Source organism: Streptomyces sp. NPDC048442, assembly GCF_040651475.1.
Classification (GTDB): domain Bacteria; phylum Actinomycetota; class Actinomycetes; order Streptomycetales; family Streptomycetaceae; genus Streptomyces.
On sequence record NZ_JBEZKB010000002.1, the window covers coordinates 448,253 to 465,116 of the forward strand.

General features: G+C 71.2%; 18 protein-coding genes. 9 read left to right on the top strand and 9 right to left on the bottom strand.

Going from position 1 to position 16,864, the window contains the following annotated elements; all coding sequences use genetic code 11:
- Nucleotides 1-45 precede the first annotated feature (45 nt).
- On the bottom strand, nucleotides 46-1,380 hold the full coding sequence (gene glsA, locus AB0D18_RS05910) for a glutaminase A (RefSeq protein WP_362413333.1): 1,335 nt from the start codon (nucleotides 1,378-1,380) through the stop codon (nucleotides 46-48).
- Nucleotides 1,381-1,647: 267 nt separating this feature from the next.
- On the opposite strand from glsA, the gene AB0D18_RS05915 reads away from it, so the two are divergent.
- The 4 genes from AB0D18_RS05915 (at nucleotide 1,648) to AB0D18_RS05930 (ending at nucleotide 5,758) form a co-directional block, all read left to right on the top strand.
- On the top strand, nucleotides 1,648-2,244 hold the full coding sequence (locus tag AB0D18_RS05915; RefSeq protein WP_362413335.1) for a dihydrofolate reductase family protein: 597 nt from the start codon (nucleotides 1,648-1,650) through the stop codon (nucleotides 2,242-2,244).
- Nucleotides 2,245-2,367: 123 nt separating this feature from the next.
- Complete coding sequence (locus AB0D18_RS05920) at nucleotides 2,368-3,699, top strand: MerR family transcriptional regulator (protein WP_362413337.1); 1,332 nt, start codon at nucleotides 2,368-2,370, stop codon at nucleotides 3,697-3,699.
- Nucleotides 3,632-4,324 carry a hypothetical protein gene (locus tag AB0D18_RS05925; protein WP_362413338.1) on the top strand — a complete coding sequence of 231 codons (693 nt, stop codon included), beginning with the start codon at nucleotides 3,632-3,634 and terminating at the stop codon, nucleotides 4,322-4,324. The genes AB0D18_RS05920 and AB0D18_RS05925 overlap by 68 nt, the downstream gene beginning before the upstream one ends.
- 9 nt (nucleotides 4,325-4,333) lie before the next feature.
- Entirely contained in the window at nucleotides 4,334-5,758 is a 1,425-nt protein-coding gene (locus AB0D18_RS05930) for a serine hydrolase domain-containing protein (RefSeq protein WP_362413340.1), read from the top strand.
- Between the two features lie 125 nt (nucleotides 5,759-5,883).
- Here AB0D18_RS05930 and AB0D18_RS05935 read toward each other — a convergent pair whose 3' ends face one another.
- The 3 genes from AB0D18_RS05935 to AB0D18_RS05945 form a co-directional block, all read right to left on the bottom strand.
- Nucleotides 5,884-6,393, bottom strand: a complete 510-nt coding sequence (locus tag AB0D18_RS05935) for a GNAT family N-acetyltransferase (RefSeq protein ID WP_362413342.1) — start codon at nucleotides 6,391-6,393, stop codon at nucleotides 5,884-5,886.
- An 18-nt stretch (nucleotides 6,394-6,411) separates the two neighbouring features.
- Entirely contained in the window at nucleotides 6,412-6,870 is a 459-nt protein-coding gene (locus AB0D18_RS05940) for a MarR family transcriptional regulator (RefSeq protein WP_362413344.1), read from the bottom strand.
- Between the two features lie 215 nt (nucleotides 6,871-7,085).
- Nucleotides 7,086-7,967 (bottom strand): GNAT family N-acetyltransferase, encoded by an 882-nt coding sequence (locus tag AB0D18_RS05945; protein ID WP_362413346.1) that lies wholly within the window; start codon nucleotides 7,965-7,967, stop codon nucleotides 7,086-7,088.
- 337 nt (nucleotides 7,968-8,304) lie between these two features.
- Between AB0D18_RS05945 and AB0D18_RS05950 the strand changes: the two genes are divergently transcribed.
- Nucleotides 8,305-9,576, top strand: a complete 1,272-nt coding sequence (locus AB0D18_RS05950; protein ID WP_362413348.1) for a globin domain-containing protein — start codon at nucleotides 8,305-8,307, stop codon at nucleotides 9,574-9,576.
- Nucleotides 9,577-9,650: 74 nt separating this feature from the next.
- Here the strand turns inward: AB0D18_RS05950 and AB0D18_RS05955 are convergent, their stop codons facing one another.
- From AB0D18_RS05955 to AB0D18_RS05970, 4 genes are all read right to left on the bottom strand, one after another.
- Nucleotides 9,651-10,130 carry an NUDIX hydrolase gene (locus tag AB0D18_RS05955; protein WP_362413350.1) on the bottom strand — a complete coding sequence of 160 codons (480 nt, stop codon included), beginning with the start codon at nucleotides 10,128-10,130 and terminating at the stop codon, nucleotides 9,651-9,653.
- A gap of 59 nt (nucleotides 10,131-10,189) precedes the next feature.
- Complete coding sequence (locus AB0D18_RS05960) at nucleotides 10,190-11,086, bottom strand: LysR family transcriptional regulator (RefSeq protein ID WP_362413352.1); 897 nt, start codon at nucleotides 11,084-11,086, stop codon at nucleotides 10,190-10,192.
- A 283-nt stretch (nucleotides 11,087-11,369) separates the two neighbouring features.
- Nucleotides 11,370-12,524 (bottom strand): cystathionine gamma-lyase, encoded by a 1,155-nt coding sequence (locus tag AB0D18_RS05965; protein WP_362413354.1) that lies wholly within the window; start codon nucleotides 12,522-12,524, stop codon nucleotides 11,370-11,372.
- A 5-nt stretch (nucleotides 12,525-12,529) separates the two neighbouring features.
- Nucleotides 12,530-12,910, bottom strand: a complete 381-nt coding sequence (locus AB0D18_RS05970; protein ID WP_362413356.1) for a phage holin family protein — start codon at nucleotides 12,908-12,910, stop codon at nucleotides 12,530-12,532.
- Between the two features lie 90 nt (nucleotides 12,911-13,000).
- On the opposite strand from AB0D18_RS05970, the gene AB0D18_RS05975 reads away from it, so the two are divergent.
- The 4 genes from AB0D18_RS05975 (at nucleotide 13,001) to AB0D18_RS05990 (ending at nucleotide 15,378) form a co-directional block, all read left to right on the top strand.
- A complete protein-coding gene (locus tag AB0D18_RS05975) occupies nucleotides 13,001-13,318 on the top strand; it encodes a cupin domain-containing protein (RefSeq protein WP_362413358.1) in 318 nt (105 codons plus the stop codon).
- A 184-nt stretch (nucleotides 13,319-13,502) separates the two neighbouring features.
- On the top strand, nucleotides 13,503-13,730 hold the full coding sequence (locus tag AB0D18_RS05980) for a DUF5326 family protein (protein WP_362413360.1): 228 nt from the start codon (nucleotides 13,503-13,505) through the stop codon (nucleotides 13,728-13,730).
- 161 nt (nucleotides 13,731-13,891) lie between these two features.
- A complete protein-coding gene (locus AB0D18_RS05985; RefSeq protein WP_362413362.1) occupies nucleotides 13,892-14,845 on the top strand; it encodes a helix-turn-helix domain-containing protein in 954 nt (317 codons plus the stop codon).
- A gap of 98 nt (nucleotides 14,846-14,943) precedes the next feature.
- Nucleotides 14,944-15,378, top strand: a complete 435-nt coding sequence (locus AB0D18_RS05990) for an SsgA family sporulation/cell division regulator (RefSeq protein WP_362413443.1) — start codon at nucleotides 14,944-14,946, stop codon at nucleotides 15,376-15,378.
- A gap of 101 nt (nucleotides 15,379-15,479) precedes the next feature.
- Here the strand turns inward: AB0D18_RS05990 and AB0D18_RS05995 are convergent, their stop codons facing one another.
- On the bottom strand, nucleotides 15,480-16,826 hold the full coding sequence (locus AB0D18_RS05995) for a YibE/F family protein (RefSeq protein WP_362413364.1): 1,347 nt from the start codon (nucleotides 16,824-16,826) through the stop codon (nucleotides 15,480-15,482).
- Between the last annotated feature and the right edge of the window lie 38 nt (nucleotides 16,827-16,864).

Consider the following 16,864-nt stretch of genomic DNA (forward strand, 5'->3'; position numbering starts at 1 on the left):
GCGATCTGAGCTCGTATCTCGTATGCAGTCCTCGTGCTCGGTGGCTCATTCGCCGTCGAGGAACCGGTCTTCGCACCAGGCCACGGCGTCGTCGCGGGTGGCAGTCCAGGAGCCGGGGTGGCCGTCGTTGTCGTCCAGGAACGGTTTCTGGAGAGCGACGGCGACCCGGTGGCCCCGTTTCTCGAGGTCCGCCAGGGTGGCGGTGAGCATCGTGGCGGGGCCGGGGCTGATGGCGGTGACTGCCGTGAGGTCCAGGACCAGCCCGCCGGGTGTGGCGGGGGTGGCGTGCGCCACGGCATTCAAGAGCTGTTCGGTCTCGGTGAACTCCAGATCGCCCTGGGCGCCGACGACGGCGATGCGCCGCCGGTCGCGGTCCAGGGCTGCGGCCTGTCCGGGATCGCGCACACGCGAAGACCGCGCTGCGTGCACGGTGTCGGTGACGGTGGCCGTCAGGTGCACCGGGGCGTGCATGAGGTGGAGCGCGAACCGTTCGGACATCTCGGTGAGGGCGGCCACGCCCCGTACGGAGTTGCCTTCCGCGTCCAGTGGCGGGCTGTAGAGCGCGACGCCGAAACGGCCGGGACTGCACGCGATCAGCCCGCCGGCGACGCCGCTCTTGGCAGGCAGCCCGACGTTGAGCAGCCACTGCCCGGCGCCGTCGTACATGCCGCAGGTGGCCATGATCGCCAGGGTCCGCACCGCGACGTCCTGGGTCACGACGCGTTCGCCGGTGACCGGGTTGAGGCCGCCCTTGGCCAGGGTCGCGGCCATGACCGCCAGGTCGGCCGCGGTGACCCGGACGGAGCACTGGCGGAAGTAGGTGTCGGTCACGGAGTGGGGGTCGTCGTCCAGCGATCCGGCCGAGCGCATCAGATAAGCCAGTGCGCGGTTGCGATCGCCGCTCTCGGACTCGGAGGCGTACACGTCCTCGTCGTAGTCGAGGCGGCGGCCGGCGAACGCCGACAGCCAGTCCAGGATGCGGGCGGACCGCTCTGCGGGGTCGGCTGCCTTGACCAGGGCAGTGGTGGCGATGGCCCCGGCGTTGACCATCGGGTTGGCCGGCCGGCCGGTGCCCGGCTCCAGGCTGATGGCGTTGAAGGCTTCGCCGCTGGGCTCGGCGCCGACGCGTCCGAGCATCTCGTCGGGCCCCAGGTCGGTCAGGGCCAGGGCGTAGACGAAGGGCTTGGAGACCGACTGGATGCTGAAGTGGGTGTCGGCCTTCCCGGCCTGGTAGCGGTGGCCGGCCATGCTGGTGAGGGCGATCCCGAAGTCGTCCGGGTCGGCCTGGGCGAGCTTCGGAATGTAGGAGGCGACTTCGCCGCCCTTCAGTGCGCTGATGCGCCTGTGGAGTTCGTGGAGGGAGTCCGTCACCGGATCCATGAATGCCTCGTGCTCTCTGTTCCCGCTTCACTCGCCCGGCGCGGACCGGCCGCTTCACTCGCCCGGCGCGGACCGGCCGCGACCGCCCTCAGACGGTAAGTACGGTCAGCTGGTCGTTACCGCCGGAGATGGCCCATATGGGTGTGCGGGTGCTGCGCGGTGCGTGATGTGGATCACCGTTGCTGGGCGCTGGGTGGGCGATGATTCCGGGGCGGCGCGGCAGTCTCCATTGCCGTAACCACCCAGCAGCGGAAGAGGGTCGGGACCATGCGCATCGTCATCAGTGAGTTCATCAGCCTGGACGGCGTCGTGCAGGCGCCGGGCGGCCCCGGGGAGGACGAGGACGGCGGATTCGCGCACGGTGGCTGGTCGCACCCGTTCTTCGACCCGGAGGTGGTGGGCGGCGCCTTCGACTGCGCGCTGAGCAAGGCCGAGGGGCTGCTGTTCGGGCGTCGTACGTGGCAGACGATGGCGGGGGCGTGGCCGGAGCGGGCGGGCGACCCGTTCGCCGACCGGATGAACTCCCTGCCCAAGTACGTCGTTTCGCGGACGCTGGGCAAGTCCGACCTGACCTGGGAGAACAGCAGGCTCGTACCCGGTGACGAGGCAGTCGCCCGCATCAGGGAGCTGCGTGAGTCCGAGGGCGGGGACCTTGTGGTCATGGGGAGCTCCGCGCTCGTGCGCACGCTGCTGAGCGAGGGCCTGGCCGACGAGCTGCGGCTGATAGTCATGCCGGTGCTGCTCGGCGGCGGGAAGTCGATCTTCCCGGCCGACGGCGGGCTGCGGCCGCTGGAGCTGGTTTCGACGGTGACCAGTGAGGCGGGAGTGCATGTGTGCACGTACCGGCCGGTCGCTCAGGGGTAGTCGAGGGACTGAGTGAGGAGGAGGGTCGGCGCCTGATGTGGCGTCGGCCCTCTTCTTGCGTGTGGACCGCTCTGACCTGGGGGAATTGACCTTCAGGTGGCTTGAACGTCGACAATCGCGCTCATGGGAGAGACGGAAGCGGGTGTCGGCGGTTCCGCGGCGCTGCTGAGCATCGGCGCGTTCGCGCGGCGGGTGGGACTGGCGCCGAGCGCGCTGCGGTTCTACGACGACTGCGGTGTGTTGCGCCCCGAGCGGGTGGACGGAAGTACGGGCTACCGGTTCTACGCGCCGGGGCAGGTGGGGCGCGCGGTGCTGGTGCGGCGGCTCCGGGAGGCCGGGGTGCCGCTGGTGGACGCGGCGGTGGTGCTGGACGGTGCGCCGGACGACGCGCGGGAGGTGCTGCTGGGCCATGCGCGGCGGACCCGGGACGTGGCTCGGGCGGCGGGAGCGCTGATCGAGGAGATTCTGCGGGGGCTGCCGGCGGTGGCGGAGGCCAGCACTCCGGTTGTCGGGGGCCCGGCGGGTGGAGGGGTGGCCTCCGTTCGGTTGGGTGGTGCCGAACTGGCGAGCGCGGTGCGGCAGGTGGTGCCGGCGGTTGCTACGGGGACGCTGCGGGAAGAGTTCCCGGTGCTCGGGTGCGTACTGGTCGAGTGGGACGGGGGTGGGGACGGGGAGGCGGACGAGGTGCGGCTGGTGGCGACGGACCGCTACCGGCTTGTCGTACGGGTGTTGAGGGCCACGGCGACAGGGGGTGGCCCTGGCCGGGTGCTGGTGGGCGCGGAGGAGCTCCGTGAGGTCGGGGCGTGGGCGCTGCGGGCGGCCGAGGTCGAGTGGGAGACCGGTGGTGGCGGGCGCAGTGCGCGGGCCCGGGTGGCCGGGGAGGCCGTTGGTGCCAGTGAGGTGGGTGAGGCCGGTCAGTGGCGAGAGGTGGCGCCGTATACGGGCGGGGAGTTTCCGCAGTACCGGATGGTGCTGGACGGTCTTTCCGATGTACGTCACCGGGTGATCGTCGAGAGGGCCGCGCTGCGGGGCGTTCTTGCAGGTGGGGGCGGTCCTGTGGTGCTCACATCCGGTGCGGAGGGGGAGTTGGTCTGCGAGGTGCGGGGCGCGGGCCGACGGGAGGTGCTGCGCGCGGTGGTACTGCGCGCGGTGGTGCTGGGTGCGGTCGGCGCCGGGCCGGGGGCGGTGCGGGTGGCGTTCGATGCGGAGGTGCTGCTTCAGGCGCTCGATGTCGGGGTCGGACCTGACGTACTCCTGGAGATCGCGTCGGCGGTGGAACCGGTGGTGGTGCGGTCGGCGGACCAGGGGAGCTTTACGACGCTGGTGATGCCGGTGAAGGACGAGGGCGACCAGGACGGCGACGAAAGGGCTGGTGAGGGCTGTGGACGTGGAGAATCCGGTAGTGCTGCTGTGCGTGCGGGGAATGCAGGCGGAAGCGGAGGGGCGGGCCGATGAGGCGGGCCGGCTCTTCGTGCGGGCGTGGGAGAGCGCCGGTGACGACTACGACGCCTGCGTGGCCGCGCACTACCTGGCGCGGCAGCAGTCGTCACCCGAGGAGACGCTGCGGTGGAACCGCGAGTGCCTGGAGCGGGCGGACCGGGTGGGGGACGCGCGGGTCGCGGGCTTCTACGCGTCACTGCACCTCAACATGGCCAAGTCGTACGGCGAGTTGGGTGACGGAGGTCTGGCGCACGAGCACTGTGCGCGGGCGGCGGCGCACGTCGACACGGTGCCGGAGGGGGAGTACCGGGACTGGATGCGGTTCGCGATCGCGGAGGGGCTGCGGTCGGAGGCAGCAGCGGCAGCGGAGACGGACGCAGGGAGTCCGGCGGGTGGGGCAGGCGGTCCGCTGGACGAGCTGGTGACGCTGTGGTGTGCGCGGGCGGAGCTCAAGGCGCTGGGGCTGGTGCTCCCCGCCCACCTGGGCAATCTGGGGACGGCGGCTGACCGGGAACGGCTCGTACTGGTGCTGCGGATGGTGCATGCGGGGCGGTGGTTGCCGGAGGGGGAGCAGATGCTGCTGGAGCGGGCGATAGGGGTGCTGTCGAATGTGTTCGACGAGGAGTGCGCGGAGAGGTAGTTGTTGCGTATGACCACTCGTACGAACACAGCCCCCGACGTTCTTGATCTCTTGCCCACCACCCGCCGTGCTCTGCTGCACAGCGTCGCCGCCGCTCAGGCCGCCGGCCGGGCGCCCTCCCTGGTGGCGGCCGTGCAACGGGAGGGGCAGGTGGTGTGGAGCGGTGCGCGCGGGGCGTCGGCGACCGGCCGGACGGCGGATGTGGAGACGCAGTACCGGATCGGGTCGATCACCAAGACGTTCACCGCGGTGCTGGTGATGCGGCTGCGCGACGAGGGGCTGCTGGATCTCGCGGACCCGCTGGAGAAGTACGTGCCGGACACGGGCGCGGGCGACGCCACGATCTTCCAACTGCTCGGTCACACCAGCGGTCTGGCGGCCGAGACACCCGGTCCGTGGTGGGAGCGTACGCCCGGTGACCTGCGCCCCGAGTTGGCCGACGTCCTGGGCGACGTAGGGGCGGAAGAGGCACGTCCGCATCCGGTCGGGCGGGTGCACCACTACTCCAACCCCGGTTACACGCTGCTCGGTTCGCTCGTCGAGGCGGTGCGCGGAGTGCCGTGGGCGGAGGCGGTGCGGCGGGAGATCACGGAGCCGCTGGGGCTGACACGGACGAGTGCGCAGCCGCAGGCGCCGTACGCGGAGGGGTGGGCGGTGCACCCCTGGGCGGACGTACTGCTTCCGGAACCGGTGGTGGACCTGGGACTGATGGCGTCTGCGGGGCAGCTGTGGTCGACGGCCGGGGACCTGTGCCGGTTCGGCGCCTTCCTGGCTGCGGGGGACGAGCGGGTGCTGAGCGCGGATTCCGTACGGGAGATGCGGACGCCGGCGGCACCGCTGGAGGCCGGGGGCTGGGCGGGTACGTACGGGCTCGGGCTGCAGGTGATCAACGTCGGCGGGCGTGAACTGGTGGGACACGGCGGCTCGTTGCCCGGCTTCGTGGCCGGTCTGTGGGTGAGCGTGGCGGACGGAGTAGCAGCTTCCGCGCTGACCAACGCGACGTCCGGGCTGCAGGCGGGGGCGCTGGCGGCGGAGCTCGTATGCCTGGTGGCCGAGGCGGAGCCGGGTATTGCGGAGGAGTGGCGTCCGCTGCCGGAGGCCGAGGTGGACCAGGAACTGCTGGGGCTGACCGGGGCCTGGTACTGGGGAACGCTCTCCCACGGTCTGCGGCTGCTGGCCGATCGAGGGCTTTCGCTGGCGCGGCTGGACGGCGGCGCGGGGCGCGGCTCGCGCTTCCTGGCGAGGCCGGACGGGACCTGGGTCGGGCTCGACGGGTACTACGCGGGGGAGATGCTGCGGGTGGTGCGGCGGCCGGAGGACGGGTCGGTGAGCCATCTCGACCTGGCGTCGTTCGTCTTCACGCGAGAGGCGTACGAGCCTCAGGCGCCGGTTCCGGGCGGTGTGGACGCGCGCGGGTGGCGGGGGGTCGGGTAAGGCGCGCGAAGGGCCCGACGCCGCGACTTTTTCTCGCGGTGTCGGGCCCGGTTCGCTTGCTGCGGGGGCTGGTTGAGGGACGGGAGCGCGTAGGGCGGGCGGCTCCCGTTCCCTTGTCGGACGTGTCAGAGCTGGAGCTTGAAGCCCACGTGGGAGGCGGTGAAGCCGAGCCGCTCGTAGAAGCGGTGGGCTTCCTTCCGGCTGACGTCGGAGGTGAGCTGCACCAGCTGGCAGCCCCGGGCGCGGGATTCCTCGACCGCCCACTCCATGAAGCGGGTGCCGAGGCCGCTGCCCCGCTCGTCCGCGTGGACGCGCACGGCCTCGACGACCGAGCGGGTGGAGCCCTTGCGGGACAGGCCGGGGATCAGGGTGAGCTGGAGGGTGCCGACGACGCGGCCGGCGCGTTCGGCGACGACGACGAGCTGGTTCGGATCGGCGTCGAGGCGCTTCAGGGCGTCGATGTACGGGGTGAGGTCGTCGGGGGACTCGCGCTGTGCGCCGAGCGGGTCGTCGGCGAGCATCGCGACGATCGCGGGCAGGTCGGCTTCGGTCGTCGGACGTATCACCAGGCCGTCCGCCGGGCTGTGTGCCGGGGCGTCCGCCGGATCGATCGTCCGGTTGTTCTGAGAGGTCATGGGCGAAGGTTACGCAGGTCAGGCCGGGGTGCGCAGCTCTTCCACTGTGCGTACCAGGGGGGCGAGTTCAGGGTTCTCGGCGGCGGCGTCGAGGGCTTCACGCAGGGCGGTGTCGTTGGTGGGGCGGGCCTGGGTGAGGAGAGTGTGGCCGGTGTCGGTGACATCGGTGTAGATGCCGCGGCGGTCGGTGGTGCAGAGGTACCGGGTGAGCAGGCCGCGGTCTTCGAGGCGGGTGACCAGGCGGGTGGTGGCGCTCTGGCTGAGGAGGACGGCTTCGGATACCTGGCGCATCTGGAGGTGGCCGCCGGGTCCGTTGTGCTGGCGGCTGAGGACGTCGAGGAGTGAGTACTCGCGGACGCTGAGGTCGTGGCGGGCCTGGAGGGCCTTCTCGATGTGGGCCTCGATGCGGCTGTGCAGCAGGGAGAGGGCGCACCAGCCCTGGGCGAGGGCAGTGAGTGCGGGGTCGGTCGCGGTCATCCGGTGTCTCCTCGTCCCCTTGTGAGATGGGCGGAGCGGGCGGCTCCTGCGGGCGGAGCGGGCGGCAGGGGGTGCGGCCCGCCTTCCAGGATAGGCGACGGCCGCAATATCCCGCGCGTGCAATTAGTCTCGCCCCGTCCCCGTCCCCGTCTGCCTATGTGTCTGCGTTTCCGCCTCCGTCTGTACGCATGCCGACGGGCGCCGCCGTGCGGCCGTCAGCCCGTCGCGGTCGCCAGTGGGGCGAAATGGCGGCGGAAGTCGCCCGGAAGCGCGGGGGCGCCGTACGACATCACCGTGTTGAAGAGGACCGGGGCCAGACCATGGGCGCTCAGCCAGCCGCGCAGTTCTTCGTGACGTACGTCGACGTCGATGCGCAGGGGGCGGTCGGTGCCGGTGGCGAGGGAAGCGACCAGTGCTTTCGCGGTCTCCGTGTCCTGGGCGATCAGCGGGCCCACGGTGTGGGCGTCACGGTCCGGCCAGGCGGCGGCGTAGCCGAGGAGGCCGTCCTGGTCCTCGGCTACGCGGAGCTGGTCCGCGAAGGCGGGCAGCCTCGCGAGCATGGCGGTGCGGTCGTGGCCGAACACCTCGATGTCCATCCGGATGATCGCGGCGAGGTCGCCGGGGGTGGCCGGCCGGGTGGCGACCGAGGGCGGCGGGCCCGAGGGGCGGAAGTGGCCGCGGAGCATTTCGGCGCTGCTCGCGACGGTGAAGCCCAGCTGTTCGTACAGTCCCTGTCCGGCCGGGCCGGCGGACAGGGCGACCTGGGCCCGGCCCGCCTCGGCCAGGGCGTGCCGGATCAGCCGGCGGCCGATCCCCTGCCGGCCGTACCGCTCGGCGACCAGGACCATGCCGATCACGGCGTACGAGGGGTCGTGCGGTGCACCCGTGCCGTACGAGGTGAGAGTGCAGGCGGCGATCAGGCCCTTGCCGTCGGGGGCCTCCGGGTCGTCGATGCCGTAGCCGGTGCCCGCGGTGAGCAGCAGGCCCCATTTGTGTTCCGTACGGGGCCAGTCCCGGTCCTCGCCGAGGTCGGCGCAGGCGGTGAGGTCCTGCAGCGTCAGGCGGCGGACGGGGAGTTCGGTGAGGGGCGTGGGCATGGTCGCCAGGCTGGTGTACGCGCAGAGCGTTCGTCCAGCGCTTTAACGGAAGCTGTTTCACGTGAAACATCGCGTCCGAGCTCGTGCAGGGGCCCGGAAGGAATGGTGCCCGCGTTCCTGGGAATGCGCTGCCACAGACCGCGGGGTCACAGGCATGGGGCGAAAGCAGCCTAGAGGTAAGGAGAGATCGGAAACCAGGACTTCCCGGTCTTGGCCCGTTTCGAAGGACGGGCTGACACGCTGCGGCGACGGGAACTGCGGCCGACGCGCAGCCTTTTCCGCCTTGCTCTCAATGAGGGAGAAGCGCGACCACATGACGTTCGAGGCGAGGCACACAATGGACGCTCCGACCACCACAGCCGGGAACAACGGCGCCGAGGGCAACGGCGCCCCCGATGTGGGCAACGGCTGGTTCACCCCCACGCCTCCGGCAGAGCCCGGGGAGACGCCCTCCCCTCCGCCAGGCCCCGGGGAGACGTCCTCCCCTCCGGCTGCCCAGCCCTCCCCCGACGCGCTCCGGGTCCGTCGCACGCTGGCGGCGGTCGAGCCCGTCGCTGACCGGGCGACCTCGTACTTCTACGCGCTGCTGTTCATCCGGTACCCCGACCTGCGCCCGCTGTTCCCGCCCGCGATGGACACCCAGCGCGACCGGCTGTTCAAGGCGCTGCTCACGGCTGCCGAGCACATGGACACCCCGGACGTGCTGGTGGAGTACCTGCGAAATCTCGGATCGGGCCACCGCAAGTACGGCACGCAGCCCGCGCACTACCCGGCGGTCGGCGAGGCCCTGATCGGGGCGCTGGCCCGGTACGCGGAGGCGGTCTGGGACCCGGAGACCGAGGCGGCCTGGGTGCGTACGTACACGAAGATCTCGCAGGTCATGATCGACGCGGCGGCGGAGAGCGAGCTGCGCTCCCCCGCGTGGTGGCACGCCGAGGTCGTCGCGCACGACCTGCGCACCTCCGACATAGCCGTCGTCACGCTGCGCCCGGACCAGCCGTACCCCTTCCTGGCCGGGCAGTACACCAGCCTGGAGACGCCGTGGTGGCCGCGGATATGGCGGCACTACTCGTTCGCTGCGGCCCCGCGTGCGGACGGGCTGCTGACCTTGCACGTGAAGGCGGTCCCGGCGGGCTGGGTGTCGAACGCGCTGGTGCACCGGGCCCGCCCCGGCGACGTGCTGCGCCTGGGCCCGCCGTCCGGCTCGATGACCGTCGACCACACCACCGACAGCGGGCTGCTGTGCATCGGCGGCGGCACCGGCATCGCCCCCATCAAGGCGCTGGTGGAGGACGTCGCCCAGCACGGGGCGCGGCGGCCGGTCGAGGTGTTCTACGGGGCGCGCACCGACTACGACCTGTACGACATCGACACGATGCTGCGCCTGCAGAAGTCCCACTCGTGGCTGTCGGTGCGCCCGGTGGTCGACGACCGGGCCCAGTTCCCGGACGCGGTACGGCAGTTCGGGCCCTGGAACGCGTACGACGCCTATCTGTCGGGCCCGCCCGGCATGATCCGCAGCGGCCTGGACGCGCTGCGCACGGTCGGCATACCGGGCAGCCGGATACGCCACGACTCCATCGAGGAGCTCGTCGCGGCGGCCGACTAGGACGGGGCGGGCGACCGGGCCGGGACGCGTGACCAGGCCGGGGCGAGCGACCGGGGCGGGCCCGAGCCCCGCTCCTATCCCAGGTCGGGGGCGAGCAGCGCCCGCACGCCCTCGATGTTGCCGTCCAGATAGTGCCGCAGCGACAGCGGTACGAGGTGGACGGCGGCGATGCCGACCCGGCTGAAGGGCACGCGGACGATCTCGTAGTCGCCGAGCGGTTCGTCCACCTCCGGGCCGTGCCGCAGCGCGGGGTCCATGGATGCGAGCCGGCAGACGAAGAAGTGCTGCACCTTGACGCCCGCACCCGCGTTGCCCGCGATGTGCTCGACGGTGTCGACGAAGCAGGGCACCACGTCGGTGATCTTCGCGCCGAGCTCCTCGTCCACCTCCCGGTGCAGGGCGTCGACGACGGTGTGGTCCTCGGGTTCGACTCCCCCGCCGGGGGTCACCCAGTACGGGTCGACCCCGGGCTTGGTGCGTTTGATGAGGACGAGGTGGTCGCCGTCGAGGAGGACGGCGCGTGCGGTGCGCTTGACCACGGGACGTTCGGTCATGGCAATAACGTGGCCCGCCGGAGCCTTCCCGAAACTCCCGGGCACCTGTCGGCTCTCGTTCAGCCCCAGTCACCGGCGGCGCGCAGCAGCCATTCGTGCGCCCGCGCCAGGTGCGGCTGGGAGAGCGTGCCGGTGCGTACGGCGAGGAAGTAGGTGCGCAGCGGGGGCACCGCGGGGTCGTACAGGGCCACCACGTCCCCCCGTGCGAGCTCGTCCTCGCACAGATAGCGGGGCAGTACGGCGAGACCCGCACCGGCGGTGGTGGCCTGCAGGACGGCACGCAGGTCGGGGGCGATGACGGTGCCGGCGGCGGCGGGCGGGGTGTCGAAAACGGCGGCCCAGTAGCGGGCGACGAGCGGCAGGCTCTCGTGCACCTCGACGACGGGGAGGTGCTCCAGGACGACGGCCCCTTTGTCGGCCAGGAGTTCCGGGGTGAGGTGCTTGGCCCAGCGGGGGGCGGCGACCAGGACGTGCTCCTCGTCGCAGAGGGCGGTGGCGCTGAGGAGTCCGCCGCGCGGCCGGTCGGTGGTGATGGCCAGGTCGTGGTGGCCGGCGGCGAGACCCTCCAGGGTCTCCTCGGCGCTGCCGAAGGAGACGCGCAGCGCCAGGCCGTGCGCGGTGAGCGGGGACAGGGCGGGCAGGGCGCGCAGAGAGGTGAACTCCGGCGGCCCGGCCAGGTGGAGGGTGCGTACGCCGGACTGGTCGTCGAGGCCGGTCTCGGTGATCTCGACGAGGGCGTCGAGGTGCGGGGCGGCGCGGTGGGCGAGCTCGTCCCCGATGGCGGTGGGGGTGACGCCGCGGGCCCTGCGCAGGAACAGCGGGCGGCCCAACTGCCGCTCCAGCGTGCGTATCTGGCCGGTGACGGCGGGCTGGGACAGCCCGAGGAGAGCGGCCGCCCGGGTGAACGACCCGGCCCGGTGGACGGTCACGAAGGTGCGCAGCAGGGCCAGATCCATGTCATGCCTTCCGCGTTGCGCGGTGTCCGGGCGGGCAGGTCCAGGGGCGGCCGTCCGCCTTCTGGTCCCGCCGTCCAGGAACCGTGGTCCGGTCCCCGCCGGTGTCCCCGAAGACGCAGTATAAATATGTCGATAGGTCTCTGTCGCTAGCGTGATTGGACACTGACGCAGAGTCAACTAGCCTTGTGCAGGCGGTTCTTCGCGCGCAGAACCGGGGCGGTCCGAGCCACGAGGGGGGAGGCTCGGACCGCCCGTCCTACGCCATGCGGCTACGCAAAGCTACTTATCCGGCTGCCGCATCCAGTGGTCCGCCGGCTGCTTCCAGAGCCCGCAGCACGTCGACGGTCAGGTCGTCCACGTCCTCAGCGCCCACCGACAGCCGGATGAATCCCTCCGGCACGGCGTCGCCGCCCCACCGCCCGCGTCGCTCGGCCGTGGACCGTACGCCGCCGAAGCTCGTCGCGTCGTCGACCAGCCGCAGTTCCTCCAGGAACCGCTCCGCGAACGCCTTGTCGGGCAGGGTGAAGGACACCACGCACCCGAAGCGCCGCATCTGCCGCGATGCGATCGCGTACGACGGGTCCTCGGGCAGCCCCGGGTAGCGGAGGCCGGTCACGTACGGGTGGCCGTGCAGCGCCGTCGCCAGCACCAGGGCGCTCGCGCCCTGCCGGTCGGCCCGCAGCTGCAGGGTGGCCAGGGACCGGTGCGCGAGCCAGGCCTCCATGGGGCCGGGGATCGCGCCGACGACCTTGCGCCAGCGCCGTACCCGCGCCGCGAGTTCGGCGTCGCGGCAGGTCACGTACCCGAGCAGCAGGTCGCCGTGGCCGGTGAGGCCCTTGGTGCCGCTGGCCACCGAGAAGTCGGCGCCCAGGTCGAGCGGGCGCTGCCCGAGCGGGGTGGCGAGGGTGTTGTCGACGGCGACCAGGGTGTTGCCCTCGTGCGCGGCGTCGACGAGCCGGCGTATGTCGCAGACGTCGAGCCCCGGGTTGGACGGGGACTCGATCCACAGCAGCCGCGCCCCGGCCAGCTCGGCGAGCTGCGCGTCCCCCGCGGTGGGCGCGGTGCGCACGCTCACCCCGTACGCCTCCAGCTGCTCGCGCACCAGTGGCAGCGCCTGGTAGCCGTCGTCGGGGAGGACGACGGTGTCCCCGGCCTTCGCCTGCGAGAGGAGTACGGCGGAGATCGCGGCCATCCCGGAGGCGAAGACGACCGTGTGTGCGGCGCCACCGGGGTCCTCCAGCTCGCCGATCGCCCGCTCCAGATGGGTCCAGGTGGGGTTCTCGTCGCGGCCGTAGGTGTACGGGCCCTTCGGCTCGCCCGGGAGATGGAAGTGGGCGGCGAACACCGGCCCCGGGAGGGTCGGTTCGTACGCCACGGGGTCCGGCAGCCCGGCCCGGACGGACCGGGTGCCGTCGCCGTCCTCGTCGGATATCGGCACTTGGATCAGTCCCTTCCGTCGGGGAGCAGCATGTTCAGCGCCCAGGAGACGACGCTGATGATGAGGGCGCCGAGCACGGCGGTCCAGAAGCCGTCGACGTGGAAGGCGAGGTCGAACTTGTCGGCCAGCCATGACGTCAGCAGCAGCATCAGTGCGTTCACCACGAGCGTGAACAGGCCGAGCGTGAGCACGAACAGCGGGAAGGACAGGAGCTTCACCACCGGCTTGACCAGGAAGTTCACCAGCCCGAAGAGCAGGGCTACGACGATGAGCGTGCCCACCTTGCGGCCGGTGCTGTCGCCGGTGAGGGTGATGTCCTGAACGAGCCAGACGGCTACCCAGAGGGCGACCGCGTTGGCGATCGTCTTGACTGCAAAATTCATCATGTGTCTGATCGTGGCAGACATGATCGGGGAAAACAGTGCGGACGCTGCCGGAGTGGCACGGCGTCGGCGTGCGGCGAGGAGCAAGTGGGCATGAAGGCATTCCGACTGGACGAGCTGGAGGCGGAGCGTGCCGCGAACGACGGCGCGTATCTGCAGTTCCTCAAGGAGAGGAACATGTCGGCGGGCCTGTACGCGCTCGACGCGGGCGACACCGACCCGCAGCAGCCGCACAGCGAGGACGAGATCTACTTCGTGGTGAGCGGTCGGGCGGCCATCACGGTGGGCATGGAGACGTCGCAGATCGCGCGGGGCAGCGTGGTCTACGTGCCGGCCGGGACGGCGCACAAGTTCCACCACATCTCGGAGGACCTGCGGGTGCTGGTCGTCTTCTCCCCGCCGGAGAGCTGAGCGCATATCCGGCTGGGGGTGTTTCACGTGAAACAACCCCAGCCGGGGCCCGGGGTTCCCTAGGGGGCGGATCAGGGGTCTTCAAGGGCTGTGCGGCCCCCGCTCGGGGTGGCCCGCCGCCTAGCATCGGAGGCAGGGAAACACCGCAGATCCGGTAGGAACCGGACCGAAGGAAGGCAAGAAGATGGCTGCACGAGAGATGTTCGCGAGCCTGCCGGGCTGGGTGAAGTGGGTGGCGATACCGGCCCTCGTCCTGCTGGTGTTCGGCGGCGCGATCCTGACCGCGATCGGCACACTGATCGGCCTGCTCTTCAAGCTGCTGGTGCTGGTGGCACTGGTCGGCGGACTGATCTACCTCGTACGGCGCTTCAAGTCGTCCTCGTCGGGCGACTCCTCGCGCAGCGGTTGGTAGGCACTGGTTTCCCGTGCGGGCGTTAGCCCGCCGGGGGGAATCTGACACGTGAAAGCAATTGAGGCCCCGGGCAAGGCAGTTAGGGTGAAAAACCGCTGCCGTCACCCGGGACTCCCGCTCCCCGGCGACCGCATATCCCCTCGGGACCCCGGGAGTGCCCCATGGCCACGACCCAGCCCACGGCCCGGCAGACCGCCGCACCCGCATCTGCACCTGCCGCACCTGCACCTGCATCTGCCGCACCCGCACCCGCACCTGCCGTGCCCGCCTCCGCACCGGCTGCCCCCGGAGCCGGCTCCGGTTCCACTCCCACGTCCACCCCCGCCCCCACCCTGATCGGCTCGGTACAGCGCGCCCTGCGCCTCCTCGAAGCCGTCAGCGACCACGCCGACGGCGCCCCCGCAAAGCAGCTCGCCCGCGAGGCGGGTCTGCCGCTGCCCACCGCCTACCACCTGCTGCGCACCCTGACCCACGAGGGATACCTCCGTCGTGAGCAGGGTGTTTTCGTGCTCGGGGCCGCAGCGGGGCGGCTCGGGCGCGAGGGCGCCGGAGGCGCCGGGGGTACTGGGGACAGTGGGGAGGCCAGGGATGCCGGGCGGCTCCGCCGCGAAACGATCACCGAGACGATGGAGCGCTGGCGCGACACGCTCGGCGTCGCCGTGTACTTCGCGGTCTACCGCGACGGCGAGGTCGAACTGACGGCCCTCGCCCAGAGCCCCGCTCATCCCGCCGTCGAGGAGTGGGCCGACTTCCGCGAGACGGCCCATGCGCACGCGATCGGCCAGTGCCTGCTCTCCCAGCTGGACACCGGGACCCGCCGCGACCACCTCGACCGGCACCCCGTCGAGGCCATCACGCCCTACACGGTGCGGGACGGCGCCACCCTGCTGGAGCGGCTGGCGGCGATCGAGCGGATGCAGACCGTGCGGGAATGTCAGGAGTACGGGCTCGGGACGGCATGCGCGGCGGTGCCGATCACGATCGGGCAGACGGCCGCGGTGATGGCGATCTCCGTACCCCTCGCACAGGAGGCCCGATTGGAGCCCGCTATCGAACATCTGCGCAGCGAAGTCGGTGAGGTGGTCCGTTCGCTCATGTTCTCTATCAGTATCTGAAAACTCACTCCTTGTGATCTGCTAGTGCTTCCAGCACGATGGCGTCAAGAGGGCCGGAGGGGATCGTTCCGGCCACTTCTACTACGGCAGGGTTGGCGATGCGCGAGTCGGTTCAGGCAGAGGTCATGATGAGCTTCCTCGTCTCGGAGGAGCTCTCCTTTCGTATTCCGGTGGAGCTCATGTACCAGTCGAAGGATCCCTATGCGATCCGACTGACCTTCCATTTGCCCGGCGATGCGCCTGTGAACTGGGCTTTTAGCCGCGAGCTGCTGGTCGACGGAATCAATGAGCCCTGTGGTGAGGGCGATGTGCACATCTCGCCGAGCGACCCCGACGAACTCGCCGACGTCTACATCAGGCTTCAGGTCGGAGGTGACCGCGCGCTGTTCAGGGCGAGCGCGGCGCCGCTCGTGGCGTTCCTGGACCGCACCGACAAGCTCGTACCACTCGGCCAGGAGCACACGCAGAGTGACTATGCCGGATGCCTGGAGGGTGAGCTGGGCCGCATCCTGGCGGAGGAGAACGCGGGTTGAGAACGCGGTGGCAGAAGGCGGGCTGAGAGTGCGCCCGGCGACGACACGGAGCGGCGGCAGGGGAGACCCGGCCGCCGCTCCGTCATGTGCCCCCGGCCGTCTCAGCCCTTGCGGCGCCGACCGCGGCCGGTGCGTACCGGCGCCTTGCCGGAAGCGGAACCCGAGCGGTCGGCGGAGACGACCAGGGCGGCGAGTGCGGTGGTCACCGGGACCGAGGCGACCAGCCCGATCGAGCCGACCAGGGTGCGGACGATCTCCTCCGCGACAAGCTCACTGTTGGCGACCGTACCGACGCTGCTCTGGGCGATGGAGAACAGCAGCAGCAGGGGGAGGGCGGCGCCCGCGTAGGCGAGGACGAGGGTGTTGACGACCGAGGCGATGTGGTCGCGGCCGATGCGGATGGCCGCCCGGTACAGGGCGCGCGGGCCCATCGTCGGGTCGGCCTGGTGCAGCTCCCAGACAGCGGAGGTCTGGGTGACCGTCACGTCGTCGAGGACGCCGAGCGAGCCGATGATGACGCCCGCGAGGAGCAGGCCGCTCATGTCGATGGAGGGGTAGAGGGAGTGGATGAGGCCGGTGTTGTCGTCGATGTTGCCGGACAGGAACGCCCATCCGATGAACAGCGAGCCGAGCAGCCCGATCAGCAGCAGCGAGATGAGGGTGCCGAGGACGGCGACGGAGGTGCGCGCGGTGAGCCCGTGGCAGGCGTAGAGCGCGATCAGCATGATGGCGCTGGCCCCGACCACCGCCACGACCAGCGGATTCGACCCCTGGAGGATGGCGGGCAGGATGAACAGGGTCAGGATCGCGAAGGACGCGACGAGCGCGACCAGCGCCATGACGCCCTTCAGCCGGCCGACGACGACGACCGCGAGCGCGAAGATCCCGGCGAGCAGGGTGAGCGGAAGCTTCCGGTTCACGTCGATGACGGAGTACTGGAGCTCACGGGGCGCGTCCGGGGCGTACGCGACGACGACTCCCTGCCCCTGCTTCAACTGCCGGGACGCGCCGGGCTGGACGATCTCGACGAAGGTGCGGCCCTTGTCCGCGCCGCTGACGACCTCGACCGTCGCCTTCTTGCAGTCCTTGGCGCCGCTGCCGCTCTGGGGTGACGACGGGGCGGTCTGCGACTGCGGCTGTGGCGGCTCCGTGGCGACGTTGGCGCCCTTGCAGTCGATGGTCTCGACCTTCACGACACTGCCCTGCTCGGTCTGCCGGTCGAAGCCCACTCCGGTGCGTTCGTGGGCGGGCGCACCGCCCGGCCACAGGATCGCCAGACCGACAAGTACCGCGGTGGCGAAGGGGATCAGCACTGCCGCGATCACCTTGCGCAAGTGCTTGGAGACCGGTGCCGCGGGCCCGTGACTGTGACTGTGGCCGTGCGAATGAGCAGGTGGTGGCGGGGTCTGCGGGGGCGTCGGCGGGGACGGTGGCTGTGGTGGGGTCACCGCCCGATCATCGCAAGAACGAGGGGGGCCCTCTGTTC

Excerpts from the sequence above, each read along its gene's own strand:
- AB0D18_RS05935 (WP_362413342.1), bottom strand. The coding sequence starts at position 6,393 with ATGACCTCTCAGAACAACCGGACGATCGATCCGGCGGACGCCCCGGCA.
- AB0D18_RS05930 (WP_362413340.1), top strand. The coding sequence starts at position 4,334 with ATGACCACTCGTACGAACACAGCCCCCGACGTTCTTGATCTCTTGCCC.
- AB0D18_RS05970 (WP_362413356.1), bottom strand. The coding sequence starts at position 12,910 with ATGATGAATTTTGCAGTCAAGACGATCGCCAACGCGGTCGCCCTCTGG.
- AB0D18_RS05975 (WP_362413358.1), top strand. The coding sequence starts at position 13,001 with ATGAAGGCATTCCGACTGGACGAGCTGGAGGCGGAGCGTGCCGCGAAC.
- AB0D18_RS05955 (WP_362413350.1), bottom strand. The coding sequence starts at position 10,130 with ATGACCGAACGTCCCGTGGTCAAGCGCACCGCACGCGCCGTCCTCCTC.
- AB0D18_RS05980 (WP_362413360.1), top strand. The coding sequence starts at position 13,503 with ATGGCTGCACGAGAGATGTTCGCGAGCCTGCCGGGCTGGGTGAAGTGG.
- AB0D18_RS05950 (WP_362413348.1), top strand. The coding sequence starts at position 8,305 with ATGGACGCTCCGACCACCACAGCCGGGAACAACGGCGCCGAGGGCAAC.
- glsA (WP_362413333.1), bottom strand. The coding sequence starts at position 1,380 with ATGGATCCGGTGACGGACTCCCTCCACGAACTCCACAGGCGCATCAGC.
- AB0D18_RS05990 (WP_362413443.1), top strand. The coding sequence starts at position 14,944 with ATGCGCGAGTCGGTTCAGGCAGAGGTCATGATGAGCTTCCTCGTCTCG.
- AB0D18_RS05920 (WP_362413337.1), top strand. The coding sequence starts at position 2,368 with ATGGGAGAGACGGAAGCGGGTGTCGGCGGTTCCGCGGCGCTGCTGAGC.
- AB0D18_RS05960 (WP_362413352.1), bottom strand. The coding sequence starts at position 11,086 with ATGGATCTGGCCCTGCTGCGCACCTTCGTGACCGTCCACCGGGCCGGG.
- AB0D18_RS05985 (WP_362413362.1), top strand. The coding sequence starts at position 13,892 with ATGGCCACGACCCAGCCCACGGCCCGGCAGACCGCCGCACCCGCATCT.
- AB0D18_RS05915 (WP_362413335.1), top strand. The coding sequence starts at position 1,648 with ATGCGCATCGTCATCAGTGAGTTCATCAGCCTGGACGGCGTCGTGCAG.
- AB0D18_RS05945 (WP_362413346.1), bottom strand. The coding sequence starts at position 7,967 with ATGCCCACGCCCCTCACCGAACTCCCCGTCCGCCGCCTGACGCTGCAG.
- AB0D18_RS05940 (WP_362413344.1), bottom strand. The coding sequence starts at position 6,870 with ATGACCGCGACCGACCCCGCACTCACTGCCCTCGCCCAGGGCTGGTGC.